Here is a 23,501-nt window from a genome sequence, read left to right as displayed (position 1 = left end):
CGGGGGGACAAGCTCAACCCCCCTCCCGCCGGGTTCCGGCCGCAGCGTGGAAGGCATGGAACGCAGCCCCGACAACCGCGCCGACATCCGTGACTTTCTCGCCCGCCGGCGAGCCCAGTTCGGCCCCGAACAGGTCGGGCTGCCCGCCAGCGGACGGCGCCGGGTGCCCGGGCTGCGCCGTGAGGAGGTCGCCGTCCTCGCCGGAGTGAGCACCGAGTGGTACATGCGCCTGGAGAGGGGCAACATCAGCGGCGTCTCCGGGGACGTCCTGGACGCCGTGACCCGCGCACTCTGCAGCTGAGCGGAGACGAACGCACCTACCTGCACGACAGGGTCGGCCGGGGCGTGACGGATTCGGCGTCGGCCCGGCGGCGCCCGGCCGTCACAGCGGGGTCGTGCTGATTCTCGATCTCGTGGTCGAGCTGTTCTTCCGCGATCCTTTCGGCGTTGGCGGGCGGTGTGCAGGACGGTGCGGTGCCCGCAGTGCGCTGCCGACGGATGGCCGACGCGCGGTGGGCTGGGTGACCGCGTCGTCGAGCGCCAGGGCGGCCTGGGTGCGGTTCGGGCTTGGATGCTTGACCAGCCGGGAGCGTGCGCAATGGGTGGCTCAGCCGGGTTGGTCGGTGGGCTTCGTCGTCTGGATGGGAGTGGCTGCCAGGCTGGCGAGGAGTTTGAGGTGGTCTTCGGAGGTGCTGCCGGGTTCGGCGGTGTAGAGGCTCAGGTCGTGCACGGCTCGCTGCGAGACGGGCAGGTCCACGGACTGGTAGGTCAGTTCCAGGGGGCCGACCTCGGGGTGTTGCAGCCGTTTGGTGCCGTCGTGGCGGATGCGGACGTCGTGCGCGGCCCACATGGTGCGGAATTCGGCGCTGAGGGTGGACAGTTCGCCGATCAGCTCGCGCAGGGTGCGGTCGTGCGGTTCGCGCCCGGCTTCGGCACGCAGCAGGGCGACTGTGGCGGCGGCGCCGGTGTCCCAGTCGACGAAGAAGTCCTGTGAGCCGGCATCGAGGAAGTGGTAGCGGGCGAAGTTGGGACGGCCGCGTCTGTCGGTGGTGGGGCTGTCGAACATCGGTGCGTGCAGGGCCCGGCCGAGCGTGTTGTGGGCGATGACGTCGAGGCGGCCGTTGCGTACGAAGGCGGCGGACATCGTGATGGAGTCGAGCAGCCACTGGATGCGGGGCGGGACGTCGACGTCGCGGCGGCGGGAGGGGGTGCGGCGTGCGGGGCGGGCGGCGCGGGCCAGGTCGAACAGGTAGGTGCGTTCGTCTTCGTCCAGTTGCAGGGCCTGGGCGACCGCGGCGAGTACGTCCTCGGAGACGCCGCTGATGTGGCCTTTCTCCAGGCGGGTGTACCACTCGGTGCTCACCCCGGCGAGCACGGCGACCTCCTCACGGCGCAGTCCGGGGACCCGGCGGCGTCCGCTGGTGGGCAGCCCGGCCTGCTCCGGTGTGATCTTGGCGCGGCGGCTGGCGAGAAAGTCCCGGATCTCGGTGCGGTGGTCGCTTCGGTCGTCCATGTACTCCACGGTAGCCATCTGCTCGCGCATAGGGAGGTTGAGTCTGTCCCCCCTATAAACGCGACCTTCCTCAAGCGTGGGGCGGCCGGTTCTCTGGGAGACGTACACCGATCACAACCCCCACGGAGATGAACCTTGAGTACGCGAGGAGGAACCCTCCAGGCTCCCGACAACGTGCAGGCTGACGAGCCGCGGCTGGCTCCGGCCCGGCTTCCGCTCGTCGTCTATGTGCTCGCGCTGGGCACGTTCCTGATGGGCACCACCGAGTTCGTCGTGGCCGGCCTGCTGCCCGAGATCGCAGGAGACCTACAGGTCAGCGTCGCCCAGAGCGGACTTCTGATCACGGTCTTCGCCGTCGGGATGATCGTCGGAGCGCCGTTGATGTCGATGCTCACGCTGCGGCTGCCCACCCGACTCACCCTGATGCTCGCCCTGGGCGTCTTCGCCGTCGGGCACGTCATCGTCGCCCTCAGCTCGAACTTCACCCTGGTCCTGGCGGCACGGTTCCTGACCGCGATCGCCACCGGAGCGTTCTGGGCCGTGGCCAACGTGGCCGCCACCCGCGCCGCGGGCCCGGCGGCCAGCGCCCGCGCTCTCGGTCTTGTCGGGGCCGGTGCCATGCTCGCCAACGTCGTCGGCGTGCCGCTGGGCGCGTTCGCCGGACAGCTCATGGGCTGGCGCGGACCGTTCTGGGCACTTGCGGCCCTGTCCGCGGCCGCCATCGCCCTGATCGCCCGCAACGTCCCGCACGACGGACCCGCCCCGCACACAGGATCGATCCGCGCGGAGCTGGCTGCGCTGCACTCCGGCCGTCTGTGGCTCGTGCTGGCCGCCTGCGCGACCACCACCGGCGGCATTCTGGCCGCGTACTCCTACATCGCGCCGCTGCTGACCGAGCGGTCCGGAATCGCCGCCGGACTGGTGCCGCTGGTCCTCGCCGGCTTCGGCCTCGGCGCCCTCGCGGGTTCGATCGTGGGAGGCCGTCTGGGGGACCGCCGCCCCCACGCGGTCACCATCGCCGCCGCCGCGGGTGCCACCCTCCTGCTGCTGGCGATCGTCCTGCTGGCCGGCTCCGCCCCCGCCGTCATCGTCCTGGTCACCGTGCTGGGCTTCTTCGGCCTCGGCGCCAACCCGGTCCTGATGGCCCTGGCCGTCCGCTACGCCGGCCAGGCACCCACCCTGGCCTCGGCCCTGACCGTCTCGGCGTTCAACCTCGGCACCGCCATCGGCTCCTGGGTCGCCGGCCTCGCCCTGGAGAGCACCGGCGCCACCGGCCCCGCCGTGGTCGGCACTGCCATCGCCGCCCTGACCCTGATCCCCACCATCGCCCTCGCCCTGCGACGGAACCGCCGTGCCGGTTCACCCGGCCCGGCCACCCCAAGTGCAGCCCCCGTTCCTGCCGACCAGGCTTGAGCCGGCCCAGCCCACCCCTCACCCACACAGCACAGCAACGAAGAAGGACGACATGTCTCGCACCGGCAACTACATCTTCGACCTGGACGCCAACGTCACCCGCACCCGCGTGTCGTACAAGAACAGGTACGGCATCACCATCGCCGCCGACCTGTACCTGCCCCAGGACTTCGACGCCTCCCGGCAGCACCCGGCGATCCTCGTCGGCTCCCCGTACGGCGGCGTCAAGGAACAGGGCGCAGGCATCTACGCCCAGAACCTCGCCGAGCGCGGGTTCGTCACCCTCACCTTCGACCCGTCCTTCAACGGCGACAGCAGCGGCACCCCGCGCCACCTCTCCTCCCCGGACCTGTTCGCCGAGGACTTCCACGCCGCCGTCGACTACCTCGGCACCCGGCCCTTCGTGGACCGTGAGCGCATCGGCGGAATCGGCATGTGCGGCAGCGGCGGGTTCCTCCTCAGCGCCGCCGGCGTCGACCGGCGCATCAAGGCCGTGGCCACGATCGTCATGTACGACATCGCACGCGTCCAGTCCAAGGGCTGGAAGGACACCCAGACCCAGGACGAGCGCAACGCCATCCTCGACGCCGTCGCCGAGCAGCGGTACGCGGATTTCGAGGGCGGGCAGCCGACGCTGACCCCGCGCGGGGCGCCGGTCGGGTTCGACGAGAACACCGACCCCATCGCCCGCGAGTTCGGCGAGTTCTACTCCACCCCGCGCGGATACCACTGGAACTCGCTCACCCAGTTCACCACGACGAGCAGCATGTCGATGATGAACTTCGAGCTCCTCACCCACATCAAGTCGGTCTCGCCGCGGCCCATCCTGCTCGTCACCGGCGAGCACGCCCACTCCCGGTACTTCAGCGAGGACGCGTACGAACTCGCCGCAGAGCCGAAGGAGCTCCACTCCGTCCCGGACGCCGGCCACGTCGACCTCTACGACAAGACGGACCTGATCCCGTTCGACAAGTTGGAGGAGTTCTTCACCAAGAACCTTGCGTGATCCACCCCTGCGGGCCGGCACCGCGCGGGGCGATCTTCAAAAAACCTTCGTTTTCTGAAGATCGCCCCGTAGGGCAGCCCGGATCCCGCAGAGCCTTCAAGAACCCCTTCAGAAACCTGGGTCGTTCAACAACCCCGGACCACCGTTTTCTGACATGATCCGGGACCATGACCGCCCCCGAACCGGCCGATGGGCCGGGCCTCCTCGTCGCCGAACCGCTGGTCCGCACCGAAATCAAGATCGGATACGCCCGAGTCTCGACCAGCGGGCAGAAGCTCGAACGACAGCTCGACGCACTCACCGCCGCCGGATGCCGGAAGATCTTCGCGGACAAGAAGTCCGGCAAGAACGCGCTCCGCCCCGAGCTGAAGGCGTGCCACGCCTTCCTCGATCCCGGCGACACCCTCGTCGTCCCGAGCCTGGACCGCTACGGCCGCAGCCTTCAGGACCTCATCAACATGGTCGCCGAGCTGCGCGAGCGCGGGATCGGCTTCACCTCACTGCACGAGAACCTGGACACCACCACGCCTGGCGGCCGGCTCGTCTTCCACGTCTTCGCCGCGCTCGCCGAGTTCATCCGCGAACTCATCGTCATCGGCACCAACGAGGGCCTGGCCGCCGCCCGCGAGCGCGGCCGGGTCGGCGGGCGCCCTAGCGTCGCCACCGAGGAAGTCATCCGCGCCGCCCGCGACCTGCTGCCCGACCCCGGCCGCTCCATCACCTCGATCGCCAAGCTGCTGGGCGTCTCCCCGGGCACCCTCTACAACCACATCCCCGACCTACGAGAACTGCGCGCCGGCGCCGTACCCCGCCAGCTCGAAGCCACCACGAGGTAGGGGAATCCCAGCAAGATCGTTCTCACCGGGATTTCCTGTACGCCAACTACTCACACCCGGACGCCGTCAGAGTCCTCACCGACCAGCGCGAGCTGGTCCCGCAGGCCGTCATCAAGCCGGGCTCCGAGATGGCCTTCAACGGGTTCGTCTGCTCCGTCGGCTACGGCGCCCGCGACTCCTCGGGCCGTCAGTACCTGGTCACCGCCGGGCACTGCATCGAGGACCTCCCCGTCCTCAGCTACCAGGGGAGCCGCTTCGCCCAGGGCACCAACTCGCGCTTCGCGCAGGGCAGCCGCAGCGTCGACATGGGCATCGCCCGCCTCGACTCCGGCAACTCCATATCCACCGTCGTCAACACGTACGGCAAGGCCACCGAACCCACCGTGCAGGGCAGCCGGCGCGCGGCGTCCGGGGCCACCCTGTGCAAGGCGGGCCGCACCACCGGCTGGACCTGCGGACGCGTCAGCTCCTACAACGTCTCCGTCACCTACTCCGACCCCGACGGCGGCCCCGACACCGTCGTCACCGGCCTCGGCAGCTCCACCGTCTGCACCCAGGGCGGCGACAGCGGCGGCGCCTACATCTCCGGCAACCAGGCCCAGGGCATGACCTCCGGCGGCCCCGCGAGCCAGCGCTGCAACGGCTCGGTCAACTCCCCCGGCTCCTCCTACTTCCAGCCCCTCGACGACGCCCTGTCCTTCTACGGGCTCACCCTCAACACCGCCTGATCCAGGGGGCGGTGACGAGAGGCGCCCGCACGGCGGGTGCCTGGCATGAGGATCGGCCCGAGGACTCAGGTCCTCGGGCCGTCAGCGCGTACGGTGTCTGGGGCGACGGGTCACGAGTACTGGCCGGGGGTTCGGTCGGCCGCTACTCCTTGCTCCGCTCCCGGCGCCGTCAAGCCCAGCCACTTGGCGACGGCATCGGCACGGTTTGTGCTGTCGAGCTTGGCGAAGATGCGCTCGATGCGATTCCGGATGGTCCTCGCGCTGACGACGCAGGACGTGGCGATCTGCGAGTCGCTCATGCCGGATGCGACGAGACTCATGATATGCGCCTCCGCCGTGCTGAGTTGGTGCTGTGCCCTGTCACGAACCGGCCCCGACCGGCGGCCGATGTCTCGCGCAGTGCTTCCGAGACCGTCGGGGAACACGGAAGCATCCTGCTGTCGGCCGTCCTGGCGGAGGTCTGTCATCAGTGCCGCGGCTGCGGTGGCACCGAGACGTGGGCGACCCGCCACGACATCGCGTATGGCGGCCACCAACTCGTCCGCCGTGAACTCGCCGTGCACCAGATACCCGTTGGCGCCCTGGCGCAGAGCCCTCTGAACGGTCTCCGGCTCTCGGCTGTGCGTGAGCACCATGACCGAGGTGAACTGCGCCAGGTGAGGGATGGCCGAGAAGCCGTTCTCACCGGGCATACGGACGTCCACGAGGACGATGTCCGGGCGGTGGTAGTGCGCTACGTCCTGGGCCTGTCGGCCGTCCGCGGCCTCTGCGACGACCAGGATTTCCCTGCTGCGGGCCAGCCGACCCTTCAGACCGGCACGCACCACAGGATTGCCGTTCGCCACGACAACCCGAATACGGGCCTGCGGGGCCGACGGCGTGGCGATGCCGGAGCGCGTGCGAGGCGGCTGCCGAACGGACGCGGGCGCCGTACCGCCGTCCTGGGACATCCAGGCCATCAGCTCGGCCAGCCCCTTGCTGAGGGTGGGCGACGGCACGTAGCCGCCGGTGTCGCGGTCGAGTTGCCGTACCAGGTGATCGAGCGGCACGCAGTCGTTCGAAGTGGGCTCGTTGGGTTCCGTCCCCATGTTGTAGGTCATACCGCCTCCCCAACTCCGGTGATCTCGGCCCCCAAGGACCTCAGCAGGGCCTGCCGAGCTCTCATCAAGTGCACGCGCACAGTGGTCGGAGCGATGCCCAGGTGCTCACAGATCTCTCCGGTCGTCCACTCGCCCTGCCACTTCAACAGGGCCACCCGGCGCTGCGCCTCGGGCATCTCATCGATGATCTTCCAGCACTTGTCCAGCAACAGGCTGGAGGCCACCACCAGTTGAGTGTCCCTGGCCGGCGGCAGCTCGGACTCGCAGGGCAGGTCGACGAGATGTTCACACCGTCCCCAGTGGTCGAAGATCTTGTTCTTGAGCACTCGGTAGAGCCAGGCACGCTGCCTGTCGCGGTCGTGGACCCGCAGCCGTTCCCAGCTCGAAGCCGCGGCGTGAAAGGTCTCCTGCACCATGTCGTGCGCCATGCCGCCCTGGTGCCGAAGTAACCGGGCAGCAAACGCGATCATGCCGTCTCGACACCTCATATAGAGTACGGCGATCTCCGCCTGGTGCTCCGGGGGGATTGGCGTCATGGACGCTCCCCGTGGCGGGGGTGCCGGACAGGGCGGCTGCCTATGTGAACCCGCAGCTCGGGTCCTCCCCAGCCGTTGCCCTGGACGACGATCGTGCCCTCCGGTGCTTGGTTGACGAGGCAGGCCAGCGTCTTGCGGCGGGAACTCTCCGACAAGACTCTCAGGGCCCCGACGGTGAGCACAACACAGCACGTGGCCTTCCATGAGAAGAGGTGCGGTAGCAAGAGCGCGAACTCGGCCGCATGTGCTCGCACGAGGATCGTGACGGTGTTCATGCACCCTCATCTCCCGTGGGCACCAAAGCGTTTACTTCGGCGTGCACTCGGAGGGGCAACAAACCGTTGGGAGACGCTCCGGTCGCGATGGCAGGATGCGGGTATGCGCTCGGATGTCACTCTGCGGCGGCTCGACGAGGGTCTGCTCGAAGATCTGCTGGATGCCGCTGTGGCCGATGCGGACCCCCTTGAGGTGATGCCTCCGGTGGCTGGGCCTGATGGGTGGAACGGCGAGCGGCGGGCGGCGTTTTTCCGGTTTCACCGGTCGAGGTCGCTGTCGGCCGAGCCGGTGGAGAGCACCTATGCGATTGTCGTGGGGGACGCTGTGGTGGGGGCCGCACGGCTGTGCCCGCTGGAAGGCCCGCGGCACGCGGTCGAGGCGGGGGTGTGGATCGGACGTTCCCATCGGGGCGGTGGTGTCGGCGGCGCTGTTCTCCACCAGCTGCTGGTTCTCGCCCGTGCCGACGGCTTCCATTCCTTGTTCGTGAGCACGACGTCCGACAACGCCGCGAATCAACGGGTGCTCACGGCTATGGGTGTCGACCTCGTCCGCGAGGGCGACTCCGTCACGGCGTGGGTGGATCTCGTGGCCGCCGGACAAGGCTGAGTGTGCGGGACCGGTGTCGGCCGGTCCGGTGGAGTTTGAAGGCTCAGTGCTCGCGGAGGAACGACAGCAAGACGTGGTTCCAGGCGTGGGGCTGCTCCCACTGGGGGTTGTGGCCCGCCTCGGGGATGACGTGTACGGCCACGTCCTGGAGGTGCCGGGCGATGAGGCGCTTGACGGAGGGCGGGGAGAAGAGGTCCGCGTCGCCGGTGATGAGTCGGAGCGGTGGCTTGAGGGTGCCCAGTGCCGCCCAGGTGATGCGGTTGGTGTGCCGCTGAAGGAACGCGTCGGCCCTCCTGGCGCGTCGGTGGATCGCCAGCCAGGCTGTCACCCCCGCCGGGTCACCGGCCCGGTACGACGGGCCCAACTCCCGGAGTTCGATGGGGAGATCGTCGAAGGCGGCCGGTCGGAGCGAGGTGGACAGCGCGGTGTAGTCGGCGTCGGTGATGCCCATGATGGCGCCCGAGACGGTCAGGCTGCGCAGCCGGCCGGGGTACGACAGGGCGTAGTCGACGGCCGTCTCCCCGCCCGCGGCCGAGGCGCAGAGGTGGAACCGGTCCAGCCCGAGACGGTCGACGAGGGTGTGGAGGTCCCCCGAGTCGCTGTCCGCCTCCTCCTGCCTCCCCGGCACCGAACGGTAGGCGCCGCGCCGCGAGTAGCCGATCACCCGGTAGCCGGCACGGGCGAGCACCGGCTGCTGGTACGGCCAGCTCTCCCCGCTCCCGGAGGCGGGGTGCAGGAGCACGACGGGCTCACCGCCACCCCCGGTGTCCCAGCACCACAGACTTCCGCCCTCGGCCACCGGGACGTGGTGCTCGGTCACCGCGACCTGCTCCGGCACGGGCACGTGGTTCCAGACGGACGGGCGGTCTGCTCTTGCAGGCCCCTCGGCCGCACCCGCCTCTGCCGGGGCCGGAGTTCCGCCGTCGCTCGGCGTTCGACGACCGGTGTCCGACGCCGAGAGTCCATGGTTCGCAGCCATCCGCTTCTCTTTCCGTGCTGACGATTTCAGCCGACGAGGAAGGCCAGGAACATGGCGGGCCGACGGGATCACCCCGGCGGAACGAAGATGAATTCCTGGCTGGAAGATCGTTCCTACAAAGGCTAATCGGCCGTGAAGGGTACTTTCCCTGAGGAAAGCGCCGTCCGCCGTCACCCCTCCGCCCAGGCGGCCTCCTCCTCCTGGACCCGGTCGTACTTCTCGCGGGCGGCGTCGATGTCGGGGAGGTGGGTCACGCCCCACTCGTCCAGTGCGCGGAAGATCGGGCTGAGGCTCAGGCCCAACTCGCTGACCTGGTACTCCACGCGACGCGGGACCTCCGCGTAGTAGGTGCGGACGATCAGCCCGTCCCGTTCGAGCTGACGCAGCCGCGCCGTCAGGACTTTGGGGGTGACGCCGGTCAGCAGGCGCTGCAACTCGTTGAAACGCAGGGGGCCGTGATGGTGCAGGGCCCAAAGGATCGCCGTGAACCACCGGCTGAACATCAGGTCGACCACCGGGCCGATCGGACATCCCCTGTCCCCGTCCCCGTCCATGTCCGCGTCAACAGTCACACTCTCCACCGGCGGTCGACCTCCTGCGCGCGTACGTCTTTCAGCCGACAACTCGCCCCGCACGCCGCGTATTTCCGAGAGAGCGCGAGAGTCACTTTCATGGAGGAAAGCACTCCGCGCAGCCCCATAGCGTTGAGACATCGGCCCTTTCACCTACGAAAGAGGTTCTCGGCCATGACCATCAACATCGTCCCGAACAGCGACGGGGAACTCATCGACGTACGGGGTGGTGCGCTGAGGGTTCTTGAGGACGGCTCCCGCACCGGCCACCGGCTCGGCATCGCCGAGGTCACCCTGAACCCCGGCTACCCCGGCCCGCCCCAGCACTTCCACCGTGAGCACGACGAGACCTTCTACATCCTCTCCGGCACGGTCGAGTTCGTCTCCGGCCACGACACCCACCGCGTGGGCGCGGGCCAGTTGGTCACCGCCCCGATCGGGACTCCGCACACGTTCAACAACCCCGACAGGGACGAGCCCGCCACCCTCCTGTTCACCTCCACCCCCGACCTGTACATCCAGTACTTCCGCGACCTCCAGCGCCTCAAGCCCGGCCCTGACGGCCTCGACCCGGCCGACGTCGCCGAGGTGATGAAGAACTACGCCACCGAGACCTGGTGCCCTTGACCCGTCAGAGGTCTCCGCCCTCCACGCCGGCGCCGAGCCGACGTGGAGAGCCCCTGTCACTCAACATCCCCCGTCACTCGACATCCCCCGTCACTCAGCATCCCCCGCCTCTCAGAACATCCCCCGCCACGCCCCCTCGATCACCTCGGCGGGGAGCGCCGCGAACCGCCCGCGAATGCCGGCGAGGGACTCCGCGCGCCGCCGGACGAGATCGTCGGTGTCGACGCCGACGAGCCGCCCCGCCCGCTTGCGGATCTCACCGTCGACGAGCACGGTCTCCACCTCGCCGGGCCCGGTGTAGAAGAGCAGCGCGGCCACCGGATCGGTGCCGGGCCGGACGCGGACGGCGTCGGGCCGGACGACGGTGACGTTCGCGCGCTTCCCGGGGGTGAGCGACCCGATCTCGTCCTGGAGACCCACGGCCCGGGCCCCGGTGCTGGTCGCGAGTTCGAGCGCGGCGCGTGCGGGCGGCAGTTCCTGGGGGATGCCGCCCGAGACGACGGCGGCGCGCCGGCGCTCCGCCGTCAGCAGCGCCCGCGCCTCGCCGAGGATGTCGGCCCGCGCGTAACAGGTGCCGTCGACGCCGAGCCCCGCCGCCCCGCCCCGCTCGACCAGCCGTCGCGCGAGGAGGGGGCCGAGTCCCATGCCGTCCTCCGTGCCGGGCGTGGTGACCAGGCCGATCCCGGCGCGGGACAGGACGTCGAGGTCGGCCTCGTCGAACTGGTTGCAGTGCGACAGCACGGTGGTCCCCTCGAAGGACCCCTCCTGGACGAGCTGCCCGAGGGTGGAGACGTACCGGCCCTCGTGCACCAGCGCGTTCCAGTGCCCGGTCACGAGCGCGGGCTCCAGGGCGCGTACGCGTTCGAGGACGGGCCGGACGAGGTCGACCGGCAGGTAGGGGGCCGTCTCGGGGAGGGCCGCACCGAGCCTGATCCGGTGGGAGCCGGCCTTGTCCAGGTCGGCCAGGGTCGCGCGCACCCGCCGGTACTGCTCGTCGTGCCCGGGGTCCGGGGCGCGCGAGAGGAGGTCGCCGAGCGCCTCGGGAGTGGTCGGGGAGCCCGCCACCCAGTCGGGCGCGTTCTGGAAGGCGTAGGCGAAGCAGCCGCCCACACCGCTGTCCCACATGCCCCGCAGCAGGGCGGTGGAGATGTCGGCGGAGGTCTGGAGATGGCTGTGGTCGACGACGGTCGTGATCCCGGCGGACAGCGACTCCAGACCGCCGAGCAGATTGGCCAGATAGGCGTCCTCGGCGTCGAAACACCCGCCGTAGCCGCCGCGGACCTGCCGCATGTACGCCGGGAAACCCATGTCGGTGGCGAACCCGTGCAGCAGGCTCTGCCACAGGTGCCGGTGCCCGTCGACGAAGCCGGGTACGACGATGCGCCCGGCCGCCTCCACCACGTGCGCGCCGCCCGCCGGCAGGCCCGGGGCGACGTCGACGAGGCGGCCGTCCCGGACGAGGACGTCCGCGTCGGGCAGGTCCCCCAGGCCGGGGTCCATGGTCAGGACGTGGCCGCCCCGGATGAGGATGGTGCTCATGATCGTCCCTTTCAGGCGTCGTACGCGGGGTGTTCTGCCGCTGATCGTCCCGGCTCCGGCGGCGTCGGTCGACACCGCCGGAGCCGGTGTCCGCGCTACGGGCGCGCGGCGGGCGGCGTGTTCGTGCCGGGCGGCAGGGAGAAGTCCTCGACGGGGTTGACGTCGGCGCCCGAGAGCGACACCGCGCGGTAACCCATCCCACGGCCGGCGAAGACCTTCCAGATCGTGTCGCGAGCCCGGCCGCCGTTGACGACGGTGTCGGCCTGGAGGACGGCGTTGCGCTGGTCGAGGAAGGAGGGGCCTTCGGGCGACAGCTCCATCGCGCGGGTCACCAGCGACTCGGTGAGTTTGCTGCCGAGCGCGGTGCGCAGGTCCCAGAGGGTCTCGCTCCAGATCTCGCCGTCGGTGTGGGCCTCGCGGCCCGTGGCACGGATCTTGCCGTAGTCGCCGTAGGTGTATCCGCCGGGCCCGGCCGTCGGGGTGCCGGGGCACTTCGGCGAGGCGGAGCCGACCGGGCAGTCCAGGGGCTGGGTGCGGGTCGGCACCGCGTCGATCCAGCCCGGCACGTCGATCTTGACCTCGCCGTCGACGCCGGGATCGTCCTCCCGCAGGCCCTCGGCGGCGAGGAAGTCGAGGGCGTACCAGTCGCTCCACGCCTCGCCCAGTGCCCAGGACTGGCTGGGGGAGAGGGCTGCGACGCCGTGGGCGTCGGTGACGAGCCGGTGGGAGAGGCCGTGGGTGTACTCGTGGTAGACGACCATGGCGTTGTCGCTGTAGTTGCCCTGGACGATCGGGTAGCCCGCCTGAGGGGCCGTGAGGTACAGGTGAATCCTGGGCGGCTGCCCGTCCGGCGGGGTGCTGATACGGGCGTCGTTGCGGCGGATGCCGTCCGGCAGGCCCGCGTTCCGCGCCGCGCCGTCGTCGCTGTTCCCCTCGACCGCGTCGCCGTCGCGGGCGTCGAAGTTGCCCGCGGCCCGGGTGAAGCCGATCGGCTCGGCCAGCAGGTGGTCGTGGAACTTGCCGAGGAAGTACATGAGTTGCGCCCCGGCCTGGGCCCGGTTGGTCTGCCAGGAGTTGGGCGTGCTCGCGTCCCAGGAGCAGGGCACCGGAGTCCCGCAGCCGGGTCCGGTGAACGGCGTGAACGGGAAGGCGAACGACCCGTCGGCCGCCGGGGTGATCTCCTCGCCGGCGTCCACCCTGTTGTTGTCGTTGACGTCGCTGTACACGTGCGCCGGATTCGCGTTGAGGGTCTGCGCGCCGGCTGGGAGCCAGCCTCGCGCGACCAGGTCGCGGGGGAGCTGCTCGCCGCCGCGCGGGTCGCCCGGGGCGTGGTCCCACGCGAGGACCACCCCTGGTCCGTAGGCGGCGGGGCCGAGGAGGGGGCGGGCGGCCGGTTGCGGCGCGTCGAAGTCGGCGGACAGGCTCTGCCGGTGCAGCACCTCGCCGGTGGCGGCGTCGATCACGTGCAGCCACATGCCCTGCCCCTCCGGGGAGGTGACGGTCCGCCAGGCACGCCGTACGGCGCCGTCGGGCGCCACGTACGCGACCTGCTTGACGGTGGCGTCGGGGTCGGCCTCGGGGTCGGCCAGGTCCTTGGCGGCGGAGGTCTTCGCCTGCGCCCCGGTCACCCGGGCGGGAGCGAGCTTCGCGGGCAGGTCGGATACAGGGGCGCCCAGGACGCTGATCAGCCGTCCGTCGCGGGAGACGTGGCCCTTGACCCCGTTGCCGAACACCGGGACGCCGTCGACCGACTGGATGAACGACAGGTGGTGGGTGCCGGCGATGTCGGTGTACCGCTTGCGCAGGGTCAGCGCGTCGATCTGCGCGGGGGAGAGGCCGAAGACGTCGGGGTGGGCGCGCAGGTAGTCCCGGACGACGTCGGCGGGGTCCGCGTGGGTGGGGCGGGTCAGATAGCCGTCGAGCCGGGCGACCTGGCGTGCGGTGCCGGTGTCCGGGTCGAGCGCGAGCACGCCGTGCGTTCCGAGCTGTGCGCGTAACTGTCGTACGCCGGGCAGCTGGTCGGCCCCGGCGGCGGTCGTGGGAAGGACGGCGGCGGCCAGCGCGAGGCCGGCGGTCGTCGCCAGCAGGGTCGCGCGTGTTCTGCGTGTGGGGGGTCTCTTCACGTCACGCCTCAAAATAGTATGTCGTGTACCTGTCACGTAAATGGGTCGGGGGTGCGGGTGGCAGCCGTGGGGCGCTCTCCTATCGAGGGGTGTCGGCGGGGGCGGCCAGGTCGAGTAGCCAGGTGCTCCATGCCGCGTCCACGCGTCGGTCGGGGAGGTCGAGCAGGATGGAGACGGTCACGGACAGACCGGTGGCGAGGAACGTCCGCACCTGGAGCGGGTCGCAGCCCGTCAGACGGCCGGCCGCCTCCTGGAGGCCGAGGTGACGTTCGCGCACGGCCTCGCGTACGCCGTCGTCCGCGGCTGCCGCGTAGCCGTGCAGGATGACCAGCCCGACCGTGCGCTCGGCCTGCAGGAGCCGCCCGTACGCGAAACCGAGTGCGGGCAGGGTTCGTTCGGCCTCCTCGAAGGCCGCCTCGACCTTGTCGAAGGCGGCGTCCAGAACCTCCAGGAACAGGCCGCGCTTCGAGCCGAACATCTGCACCACGCGCGGGTGCGAGACCCCGGCCCGTCCGGCGATCGCCTCCAGTCGCGCCCCTGCCAGGCCGTGCTCCGCGAACTCGACGCCGGCCGCCTCGATGATCTCGGCCCGCCGTACCGCCGCGGGCTTGCGCACGGGAGCCTCGGGAGTCACGAGTGGGCCACCGCTCGGGTGGTTGACGCGATCATGCGAGCCAACTTACAAGTTGGTAAGGAGAGTTGGGAAGAGGCGGGGCGTCCTCGACCGCGAGGGGAAGTCGCGGTCGAGGGGCCCGTTCCGTCGAAGAGGGCTTACTCGGTACGGGGCTCGGCGGCGCAGTCGTACAGCGTCGTGCCGGCGCCGCCCGCCATGCGGTCCCGCGCGGCGCCGGTCGCGCCGTACGCCCTCGCGGGGACCTTCGCGCAGTTCCCGGCGATCCACTTCGACCGTTCGGCGGCGGCTCGGCCACCCTGCACGGCGGCGATGCCGTCGGCCGCGCCGAGGACGTAGCGGAGTTTGCCGTCACCGGTCCACTCGGCCAGCTGCCGTACGGAGGGGACGTCGTCGGCGCCGACGAAGCCGCCCATGCCGATGACCGTGGCGTCGGTGTTGAGGACGAAGGCGCCCGCGGCGACGGCCCCGCCGTCGACGGCGAGGGTGATGCGGGCGCCGTCGGAGTGGTGCGCCGCGTAGGCGAGGATCTTGCGGTGGTCGGCGGTGAGGGCGGTGCCGCCGAAGCCCTGCGGCAGCACGAACCCCTTGGGCAGGCTTCCGTCGCCGGGGATCGTGAGCCCTTGCGGCAGGGGTCCGCCGCCGCCCAGCATCCGCCCGCCGAAGGACACAGGCCCCGCCGAAGGCGGCACCCCGACCGGCACCGTTCCCGCCTCGGCCGGCACGCTCACCGCCCAGGCGCCCGGCGCGAGCAGCACCGCCAGCACCGCCCCGCCGAGCGCGGCCACCGAGAGCCGGGGCCGCGCCACCGCCGCGAGCAGCAGCCCCACCGCGACCACCCCCACCACGGCCACCGCCCACCCCAGCCACCCGTTCCAGGACGGCACCCGGCGCACCACGGCCACCGCCCACATCGCGCTCACCAGGACGGTTCCGGCCCCGACCGGCAGCGCCCACCGTGCCCCCGCCCGGTGCGCCCGGACCAGCGCCGTCACCAGCCCCGCGCTCAACACGGCGACAGGGGGAGCGAGTTGGGTCGTGTAGTAGACGTGGAACGTGCCCTCCTGGACGGAGAACAGCAGCCCGCACACGAACAGCCAGGTCCCCCACAGCACCCACCCGGACCCCGGCAGCCGCTCCCCGGCCGAGCCACTGCCGCGCCGCCGCAGCACCGCCCCGGCCACGGCGACCGCCACCGCCACCGCGCTCACCGGCAGCAGCCAGCCGATCTGCCCGGCCACCTGCTCGCCGAACAGCCGCAGCGGCCCCGGCTCACTCCTGACGGCCCTGCTCAGACCGGCCCCGCCGGCGCTCCCCGCGCCCTCCCCGAAGATCCGGCCGAGCCCGTTGTACCCGATCACGAGCTCCCAGGCCCCGCCGTCGGAACTGCTCCCGATGTACGGCCGGTTCCCCACCGGCCACCAGGCGACCACCGCCACCCACCACAGCGACGAGACGGCACACACCCCACCGGCGGCGAGCAGCCGCCCGGACCGTGCGAGCCAGGGCCCGCCCGCACCGGCCAGCCACGCCGCCGCGAACGCCGGCAGCACCATCCAGGCCGCCGCCATCTTGGTGAGGAACCCGCAGCCGACCAGGAACCCGCTCGCGCACAGCCACCACGTACCGCGCCGCCCCGGCTCCGCCTGAAGCGCCCGCGTCAGCGCGTACGCGCCCCCGACCAGGAAGAGGACGAGCAGGGTGTCGGGGTTGTTGTAGCGGTTGATCGCCACGGTGACCGGGGTCAGGGCCATCACCAGGGCGGCGAGCAGGGCCGTGCCCTCGCCCGCCCAGCGCCGTACCGTCCGGTGCAGGACGAAGACGGCGGCGACGCCCTCCAGGACCTGGGGCAGGAGCAGGGCCCAGCCGTGCAGACCGAAGACCTTGCTGCTGACGACCTGCGGCCACAGCGCGGCGGGGGGCTTGTCGACGGTGACGACCCCGGCCGGATCGAACGAACCGAACAGGAAGTTCGTCCAGCCGCCGCCCATCGACTTCACGGCGGCCGAGTAGTAGCCGTTCCCCCAGCCCAGCGAGCCGAGCGCCCAGCCGTACAGCAGCGCGGACAGCAGCAGGATCGCGGCCAGCGCGGCGGCGGGAGCCGTTCTCCGGTCCCGGGCGGGCGGGTTCACGAGGTGCGTGCGGAACACGGCCAGCCGCAGCACCAGGAAGCGGACGCCGGTCACCAGGACCGAGGCGACGGCGAGTACGACGGTCTCGGCACCGGCCGACGCGCCGGGCACGGCGTCGCGGTAGACGAGAACGGCGGCCGAGGTGACGAGGTAGCCGAGGAGGAACAGCGCCCCGGCACCGAGGTGGGCCCGTCCGGCGCCGGCCGTGGAGTGGCGGAACGTGAGACGGCGGTTGGCCTCCGTGTTGAGGAGCGTGAGCACCAGCAGGGAGGCGAAGTTCGCGGTGGCCGGCGGCCACCACGTACGCAACATCCAGTACAGGAGGGCCTGTCCGGCGGTCGACGCGATCCCGACGGCGGCGAAGCAGACGATCTCCCAGGTGAGCCGCGAGCGTCCGGTGTCCGGGGCCAGGACGGCGTCCGGGTGTTCGGCGGCCGGTCTCGGGCGGGCCGGTAAGGGGACGTGCGCGGCGCCGGAGGCTTTGAGCCGGGCCATCCGCCACAGGCCCCTGAGGTCGGCGGCGGCGGTCGAGACGACGTTCACCCGGGTGTCGACGTCCTCGACCCAGTCGACGGGGACCTCGTGGATGCGCAGCCCGTTGTGCTCGGCGAGCAGCAGGAGTTCGGTGTCGAAGAACCAGGCGTCGTCCTCGGTCCTCGCGAGCAGCGGGCGCAGGGCCTCGGTGCGGGCCGCCTTGAACCCGCACTGCGCGTCGGTGAACCGGGCGCCGTGGGTCAGCCGGATCAGGCCGTTGTAGCAGCGGGAGACCAGCTCACGGCGCGGGCCGCGCACGGTACGGGCACCGCGCGCCAGCCGGCTGCCGATGGCGAGGTCGGAGTGGCCGCTGGCCAGCGGCGCGATCAGCGGCAGCAGTCCGTCGAGGCCGGTGGACAGGTCGACGTCCATGTAGGCGACGATCTCCGCGTCGCTCGCCCCCCACACCGTGCGCAGCGCGAGCCCGCGCCCCTTGCGGTCGAGATGGACGACGTCGACCCGGTCCAGCTCCTCGGCGAGTCCGCGGGCCACGGCGAGGGTCGCGTCGGTGCTGGCGTTGTCCGCGACGGTGATCCGCCAGGTGTAGGGCAGTTCGTCGCAGAGCCGGGCGTGCAGGGTCCGGACACAGCCCGGGAGCGCTCGTTCCTCGTTGTGGACGGGGATCACGACCTCGACGGTCGCCGTGTCGGCCGGGGGCCACGGCGGGAGGTCGCGCGCCGTACGCATGCCACTGGATTTCCGCGTCATGGGTTCCTCGGGGGTGAGAGGTGGTGGTGGGACGGCACGTGTCCGCACGGATGCCGGGCCGACGCGTCGCCGGTGTGCGCTCACGCGGGTCTCCAGGAGCGACTGCCGCATGCCCGGCCACTCCCACATTGGCCGAACTCCCACGCCCCGCACGGACCGCCGGCCCCCGGGAGACGCCTGGGTAGACTCCGGCCGTGGACAGGAGCAGCAGCGACGCACTCGGCGCGCGGGCGGGGGAGGGCGCGGAGCCGTCCGTGCCGCCCGACGACCCGGCCGGTGAGCTCGCGCCTGGCCGCCGGCTCGCCCTGGACGTGCACCAGCGGCTCCGGGCCATGATCCTCAACGGCGAACTGCCCCCGGGCTCGGTGGTGCCGCAGGCGGCGATGGCCCGTGAGCTGGGCGTCAGCCGTACCCCGATGCGCGAGGCGTTCCGGCTGCTCCAGGAGGAGGGGCTGATCTGCGCGCGGCCCGACCAGCGCGCCCGCGTGCGAGCGGTGGACCCGGAGGACCTCGACGACGTCTACGGCACCCGTATCGTGCTCGAATCCCTCGCGGTGACCGTGACCGCGCCCACGCTGACGGCCGAGGACCTCGACCGCATGGCGGACGCCCTGCGCCGGATGCGGGAACTCGCGGACACCGGCGGCGTGGACGACTGGCACGCCGTGCACAAGGAGTTCCACCGCATCCCCACCCAGGCGGTCGGGGTGCACATGGAGCGGATGCTCGCGTCGCTGGCCGAGCAGAGCGAGCGCTACACCCGGCTCGCGCATCTCGGCGGCCCCGTCTCGTGCGCCCGCGCCGACCAGGAGCACGAAGCCCTGCTGACGGCCCTGCGCGCACACGATCCGGCGGAAGCCGTCCGCGTGCTCGCCCGGCACTTCGCGCGGACGGGCCTGAGCATGCTGGCGGACCTGTCCCCCGAGTACGAACCCAGGTCGACACGCACCGGACTGGCGATGGTGATCGGCGGCGGCTTTCCCGCGTGACCGCACGGTCAGGGTGTATGCACAATCCCCGGAGCGGAGAGAGGGGCACGCGGTCGTACCACGGTATTTCCGGCCAAATGCCTAATCGGCGCGGTGTTTTGGTGACCAACTGACTCCCGTGTGTGCAAGATTTTGACGCTTGCATCCGAAGGTGTGCACAGTTTGACGGTAGGTTGGCTGAGGCCGGGTTCGGCCCGCAGCGATCTCACCAGGAAGCCCACCCCATGCACCCCCTTGACTCTCTGTTCGCGCCCCGGGCCGTCGCCGTGCTCGGGGTCCGTGGAACAGACGGCGAGCGCGAGGCGGCGCTGACCGCCGCCCTCGCCTCGTTCCCCGGGCCGCTGCTCAAGATCGACGCCGACCGCCCGGACCCCGAGCGGGACGTGCACGCGACGCTCGCGAATGCGGTCGAGGCGCACGGCACCGTGCCGGACCTGGTCGTCTCCTGCGCCACGGGCCCCTCGACCGCCGATGCCCTGCGCGAGGCGGCGACCGCCGGAGCCCGCGCGGCCCTCCTCCACTCCGGTCGGCCCGCCGCGACGGACGCCCAACACGCCGCCGAGCGGCGGGCGTTGGCCGACGCCGTACGGGAGACCGGCATCAGGGTCCTCGGACCCGGCGCGTCCGGGTTCGTCGTCCCGAGCCTGCGGCTGGCCGCCGGTCCCGCGCCGGGGATCACGGCCGTCGAGGCGGGCCCGGTGGCGCTGGTGACGGGGGACGACGGCACGCACTACGCGCTCGCCTTCGCGCTGGCCGAGGCGGGCGTGGGCCTGCGGCTCGGGGTCGGCGTCGGGGACGGGGTGGACGTCACCCACGCCGACGTCCTGCGCCACCTCGCCGAGGACGACGGCGTCCGCGCCGTCGCCCTGCACGTGGAGAGCGTCGCGAGCGGTCGCCGGCTGGCCGACGCCGTACGGCGCCTCGTGGGACGAACTCCGGTCGTGGCGCTGGTCGTTCGCAGTGGCGGCGTCGGCGGCCCGGCGTCCTGGCGCGTCGCCCGTGCCGCGCTGCGCCAGGCGGGAGCGGTGCTCGTGGACGACGAACGCGACCTGGTGGACGCCGTGACGGCGCTCGGCCGGACACGGCTTCCCCCACGTCCGCGCCCCGGCGTCGGCCTGGTCACGACCCACGCGGGCCCGGGGCTGCTGTTCACCGAGAACCTGCGCGCACAGGACGTCCACCTCCCGCCGCTGGTGAAGTGCACCGCGGGCCTGCTCGACGGGCTGCTGCCCGCCCCCACGGGGCAGCGCAACCCCGTCGACGCCGGCCACCCCCTGCCCGCGCTCCCGGACGTCGTCGAACGGGTCTCCGAGGACCCGAGCATCGACGTCACCGTGGTCCACACGCTCCTCGGACCCACCGCGACGGACCTCCCGGCAGCCCTGGGCGAGACCCGGCCCGCGACCCCCCTGATAGCCGTCCTGGGCGGCCCCCCGAAAGAACTGCGGCGCGCCCGCGAGGTCCTCGACCGGGCCGGCGTCCCCTGCGCCCCCTCCGCCGCCGCCGGCACGACCATGGTCCGCGCCCTGGTGGACGACGCGGCGGCGCGCGCCCGCCTGGCAGCCGCCGACATCACCCCGCCCACGTTCCCCCCGCTGCCGTTCAGCGGCGCCGTCGACGAGCACACCGCCAAACGCCTCCTCGCCCAACTCGGCGTCCCCGTCCCGGAAGGCCGGGTGTGCGCCGACCCCGCCGAGGCGCACCGCGCGTTCGACGAACTCGGCGGGCCGGTCGTGCTGAAGAGCCTCGATGCCGGGTACCCGCACAGGATCGAGGTCCGCCTCCGCACGCACGAGGAACTCGACATCGTCCTCGCGGGCATCCTCCCCGGACTGACCCTCCTCATCGAGCGGGCCGTCCCCGACGGCCCCGAACTCGCCGTCGCCGTACGCCGCGACCCGGCCTTCGGCCCCGTCGTCTCCCTCGGCGCGGGCGGACCGGCCGCCGCCGCGCTCGGTGACGTCTCCCTGCGCCTCGCGCCCCTGTCGGTCATCGACACCCACACGATGCTCGACGAACTCGTCACGCTCGACCTGATCCTCGGCGCCCACGACGTCGCCGGGATCGACCGCTCGCACCTGTGCGGCGTACTGCTGGCGCTCGCCTGCCTGGGCGCGGACGAACGCGTCGCCGAGTGCGAGATCGGCTCCCTGCGGATTCTTCCCGACGGCGACGTCGTCGCACTCGACGCCGTGCTGCTGATGACCGACTGACACCCCCCACCGCTTCGACACCCCCCACCGATCGACGTCCGGAGCCGACGACATGCCTCTGCCCCCACAGAGCGACACCCGAATTTCCCGACCGGAATCCCCCTTCCGCCCCCTGCTGCCCCCGATCGGCGGGCTGATATGAGGTACGTGAAGTCGCTCGGCTACATCGGAGCGCACACCACCGACCTGCGCGCGTGGCGCGAGTTCGCGCGCGACGTCCTCGGCCTGGAGACCCTGCCCGACAGCGACGGCTCACGGCTCTACCTGAAGATGGACGAGCTGCACCACCGGCTGACCGTCTACGCGGGAGACACCGACGACGTCGCCCATGTCGGCTGGGACGTGGGTGACTCCACCGCCCTCGCGGCGGCGCGCCGGGCCCTGGAGGCGGCCGGCGTCACCGTGACGAGCGGCGGTGACGAGGAGCGCCGCGAGCGGTGCGTGATCGACCTCCTCTGGTTCGACTGCCCCTACACCGGCGTACGGATGGAGCTGTTCACCGGGGCCGAGACACAGTTCCGGCCGAGATTCGCACCGGCTCGCCCGATGGGCGGCTTCGTGACCGGCGACCGGGGCATGGGCCATGTCGTGCTGTACGTGACCGACCTCGACGCGGCGGTGCGGTTCTACACCGGCGTGCTCGGATTCGGCGTCACCGACTGGGAGGTGGCCCCCGGGCTCGGGAACGTCGCCGCGTTCCTGCACTGCAACGAACGGCACCACTCGCTCGGCTTCCTGAGCGCGTGGGGAAACCCGCGCCGCATGCAGCACATGCTGATGGAGACCGACGACATCGACACCGTCGGATCGACCTACGACCTGGCGGAGGAACGGGACATCGTCTCGGCCGCCCTCGGCAGACACCGCAACGACCGGACGTTCTCCTGCTACTTCCGCACGCCCTCCGGCTGGCACATGGAGTACGGGTGGGGATCGCGCGGCATCGACCCCGCCACCTGGCGCACCGAGTCCTACGACATCTCCAGGTCCGACACCGCGTGGGGCCACAGAGGAATCGACCGGATGGTGTGAGAACGGCAGGAGGGCCCGCCTCGGTGAGGCGGGCCCTCCTGCCGTCGGTCAGACCTGTTGTCCGACGACGCGCGGGACGTGGAGCCGGTCGAGACCCTTGCGGTCGTACCAGCGGGTCACCAGGGCGCCGACGAGCAGGCCCGCCACCAGGGCCACCGCACAGGCGAGCAGGGCGCGGCCGAGGCCGGCGTCCCCCTGGGCGTCGAAGTACAGGATCGAACGCGTCCCCAGGTAGACCTGGCGCATCGGCTCGAACGTGCCGAGGAAGCGGAAGACCGCCGGGGTGGCCTCCAGCGGCGCGGTACCCCCGGAGCTGGGGATCGACAGCACGATGAAGAGGAAGAGGTTGACCACCATGCCGAGGTTCCCGAAGAGAGCGGTCACCGTCAGGGTGACGACCGCGACGGCCCAGATCGCCAGCATGCCGAAGAGCCAGAGCGCCCACGGATGGTGCAGGGGCATGCCGAGCCGGTCCGCGATGCCGAGGTAGGCCGTGCTGACGATCACCGCGACGCCCGCCATGAGCGCCCATTTCAGGGTGAGGGTCGCCAGACGGCTGCGTCCCGAACGGTCCTCCAGCCGGTACAGCGGCCCGATCTCCGAGGGCAGGAAGCCGAGTCGGACGTCGATGAGATTGCCGGCGATCAGTGAGCCGGTGAACCCGGCCAGGACCAGCAGCAGGGCGTAGTAGAAGGCGGACACCCCGTTGCCCGTGCCCCCGGGGACCGGCTGGAACGGTGTGACCCGCACGTTCATGGGCTCCGACAGGACGAGCCGGGCGGCGCCGGACACCTTCGCGGCGCCGGCGCCCGCCGACGTCGCCCGGGTGAGGAGCTGCCCGCCCACCGTCCGGTTCGCGCCCGCCAGCGCCTGGGTGGCGAAGGCGTTCACGATGGAGGCGCTGGAGGAATTGGCGAGCTGGTTGGTGTAGACGGTGACGACGGGACGCTCGACGGCCCCACCGGACACCGCGCCCGCCGTCAGTGCGCCCAGCTCCCGGCTCAGCTCCGGCGGCAGGACGATCGCCCCGTACAGCTTGGCCTCGCCCAGCTGCTTCCTGGCCTCGGCGAGGCTGAGGACCCGCAGGTCGAACTTGTCGTGGTCGACCTGCTCACGCAGGCCCGCGGTGATCTGCGCGCCGGTGCCGACACGCTGCCCCGTCGCCGTCGTGGCGCCCTGGTCGGCGTTCACGACCGCCACGGGAAAGCGGTGGAGCTCGTCGGACGAGTTGACGGTCCCGCCCAGGTACATCGCGGCCAGCGCCGCCATGACGACGGCGACCACGAGGGACGGGACGAGCCACAGGCGAAGGCCCGGTCCGTGTCCGGGGACTTCTGCTTCGGCAACCATGGTTCTGCTCTCCGGGCGTGCTGCTGTGGGGGAGGGGGAGTGGAGGGAGTAGCGGGTG

Annotated in this window: 18 protein-coding genes and 2 pseudogenes; 10 read left to right on the top strand and 10 right to left on the bottom strand. The window is 71.6% G+C overall.

Annotation, left to right across the window (positions count from 1 at the left end; translation table 11 throughout):
• Positions 1–55 precede the first annotated feature (55 nt).
• A pseudogene (locus ABZX85_RS20275) lies at positions 56–324 on the top strand (helix-turn-helix transcriptional regulator); the annotation flags it as partial.
• A 283-nt stretch (positions 325–607) separates the two neighbouring features.
• On the opposite strand, the gene ABZX85_RS20270 reads toward ABZX85_RS20275, so the two are convergent.
• Positions 608–1,513 carry a helix-turn-helix transcriptional regulator gene (locus ABZX85_RS20270; RefSeq protein ID WP_355870149.1) on the bottom strand — a complete coding sequence of 302 codons (906 nt, stop codon included), beginning with the start codon at positions 1,511–1,513 and terminating at the stop codon, positions 608–610.
• A gap of 135 nt (positions 1,514–1,648) precedes the next feature.
• On the opposite strand from ABZX85_RS20270, the gene ABZX85_RS20265 reads away from it, so the two are divergent.
• From ABZX85_RS20265 to ABZX85_RS20250, 4 genes and pseudogenes are all read left to right on the top strand, one after another.
• Positions 1,649–2,926, top strand: coding sequence for an MFS transporter (locus tag ABZX85_RS20265; RefSeq protein WP_355870146.1), 1,278 nt, complete (start codon positions 1,649–1,651; stop codon positions 2,924–2,926).
• Between the two features lie 52 nt (positions 2,927–2,978).
• Positions 2,979–3,932 (top strand): alpha/beta hydrolase, encoded by a 954-nt coding sequence (locus ABZX85_RS20260; protein ID WP_355870144.1) that lies wholly within the window; start codon positions 2,979–2,981, stop codon positions 3,930–3,932.
• Between the two features lie 167 nt (positions 3,933–4,099).
• Entirely contained in the window at positions 4,100–4,768 is a 669-nt protein-coding gene (locus ABZX85_RS20255) for a recombinase family protein (protein ID WP_355870142.1), read from the top strand.
• A gap of 14 nt (positions 4,769–4,782) precedes the next feature.
• Positions 4,783–5,496 (top strand): annotated as a pseudogene (locus tag ABZX85_RS20250) (S1 family peptidase); the annotation flags it as partial.
• A 110-nt stretch (positions 5,497–5,606) separates the two neighbouring features.
• Here the strand turns inward: ABZX85_RS20250 and ABZX85_RS20245 are convergent.
• A complete protein-coding gene (locus ABZX85_RS20245) occupies positions 5,607–6,596 on the bottom strand; it encodes a response regulator transcription factor (RefSeq protein WP_355870139.1) in 990 nt (329 codons plus the stop codon).
• A complete protein-coding gene (locus tag ABZX85_RS20240) occupies positions 6,593–7,132 on the bottom strand; it encodes a sigma-70 family RNA polymerase sigma factor (RefSeq protein WP_355870136.1) in 540 nt (179 codons plus the stop codon). Before ABZX85_RS20240 ends, ABZX85_RS20245 begins: the two co-directional genes overlap by 4 nt.
• 378 nt (positions 7,133–7,510) lie before the next feature.
• Here ABZX85_RS20240 and ABZX85_RS20235 point away from each other — a divergent pair, with 378 nt between their 5' ends.
• Entirely contained in the window at positions 7,511–8,014 is a 504-nt protein-coding gene (locus ABZX85_RS20235; RefSeq protein ID WP_355870133.1) for a GNAT family N-acetyltransferase, read from the top strand.
• Between the two features lie 43 nt (positions 8,015–8,057).
• On the opposite strand, the gene ABZX85_RS20230 is transcribed toward ABZX85_RS20235, so the two are convergent.
• Positions 8,058–8,852 (bottom strand): alpha/beta hydrolase, encoded by a 795-nt coding sequence (locus ABZX85_RS20230; protein WP_355870130.1) that lies wholly within the window; start codon positions 8,850–8,852, stop codon positions 8,058–8,060.
• 311 nt (positions 8,853–9,163) lie between these two features.
• A complete protein-coding gene (locus ABZX85_RS20225; protein ID WP_355870721.1) occupies positions 9,164–9,547 on the bottom strand; it encodes a helix-turn-helix domain-containing protein in 384 nt (127 codons plus the stop codon).
• A gap of 192 nt (positions 9,548–9,739) precedes the next feature.
• On the opposite strand from ABZX85_RS20225, the gene ABZX85_RS20220 reads away from it, so the two are divergent.
• Entirely contained in the window at positions 9,740–10,192 is a 453-nt protein-coding gene (locus tag ABZX85_RS20220; RefSeq protein ID WP_355870127.1) for a cupin domain-containing protein, read from the top strand.
• A gap of 111 nt (positions 10,193–10,303) precedes the next feature.
• Here the strand turns inward: ABZX85_RS20220 and ABZX85_RS20215 are convergent, their stop codons facing one another.
• From ABZX85_RS20215 to ABZX85_RS20200, 4 genes are all read right to left on the bottom strand, one after another.
• Positions 10,304–11,731 carry an amidohydrolase family protein gene (locus ABZX85_RS20215; RefSeq protein ID WP_355870124.1) on the bottom strand — a complete coding sequence of 476 codons (1,428 nt, stop codon included), beginning with the start codon at positions 11,729–11,731 and terminating at the stop codon, positions 10,304–10,306.
• Positions 11,732–11,826: 95 nt separating this feature from the next.
• On the bottom strand, positions 11,827–13,854 hold the full coding sequence (locus tag ABZX85_RS20210) for a M36 family metallopeptidase (protein ID WP_355870121.1): 2,028 nt from the start codon (positions 13,852–13,854) through the stop codon (positions 11,827–11,829).
• 79 nt (positions 13,855–13,933) lie between these two features.
• Positions 13,934–14,470 (bottom strand): TetR family transcriptional regulator, encoded by a 537-nt coding sequence (locus ABZX85_RS20205; protein WP_355870118.1) that lies wholly within the window; start codon positions 14,468–14,470, stop codon positions 13,934–13,936.
• Between the two features lie 155 nt (positions 14,471–14,625).
• Positions 14,626–17,838 (bottom strand): glycosyltransferase family 39 protein, encoded by a 3,213-nt coding sequence (locus ABZX85_RS20200; protein WP_355870115.1) that lies wholly within the window; start codon positions 17,836–17,838, stop codon positions 14,626–14,628.
• 215 nt (positions 17,839–18,053) lie between these two features.
• On the opposite strand from ABZX85_RS20200, the gene ABZX85_RS20195 reads away from it, so the two are divergent.
• The 3 genes from ABZX85_RS20195 (at position 18,054) to ABZX85_RS20185 (ending at position 22,093) form a co-directional block, all read left to right on the top strand.
• Positions 18,054–18,848 carry a GntR family transcriptional regulator gene (locus ABZX85_RS20195; protein WP_355870112.1) on the top strand — a complete coding sequence of 265 codons (795 nt, stop codon included), beginning with the start codon at positions 18,054–18,056 and terminating at the stop codon, positions 18,846–18,848.
• Positions 18,849–19,072: 224 nt separating this feature from the next.
• Positions 19,073–21,061 (top strand): acetate--CoA ligase family protein, encoded by a 1,989-nt coding sequence (locus tag ABZX85_RS20190; protein WP_355870109.1) that lies wholly within the window; start codon positions 19,073–19,075, stop codon positions 21,059–21,061.
• Between the two features lie 138 nt (positions 21,062–21,199).
• Positions 21,200–22,093: a VOC family protein gene (locus tag ABZX85_RS20185; protein WP_355870106.1), complete on the top strand. Its 894-nt coding sequence runs from the start codon at positions 21,200–21,202 to the stop codon at positions 22,091–22,093.
• A gap of 48 nt (positions 22,094–22,141) precedes the next feature.
• Here ABZX85_RS20185 and ABZX85_RS20180 read toward each other — a convergent pair whose 3' ends face one another.
• Positions 22,142–23,443, bottom strand: a complete 1,302-nt coding sequence (locus ABZX85_RS20180) for a DUF3533 domain-containing protein (protein WP_355870103.1) — start codon at positions 23,441–23,443, stop codon at positions 22,142–22,144.
• Positions 23,444–23,501: the final 58 nt, after the last annotated feature.

It is taken from the genome of Streptomyces sp. NPDC004539, from assembly GCF_040610055.1.
GTDB lineage: Bacteria > Actinomycetota > Actinomycetes > Streptomycetales > Streptomycetaceae > Streptomyces.
Note: the sequence above shows the minus strand (reverse complement) of the source record. Positions and strands in the feature narration are given on the sequence as shown.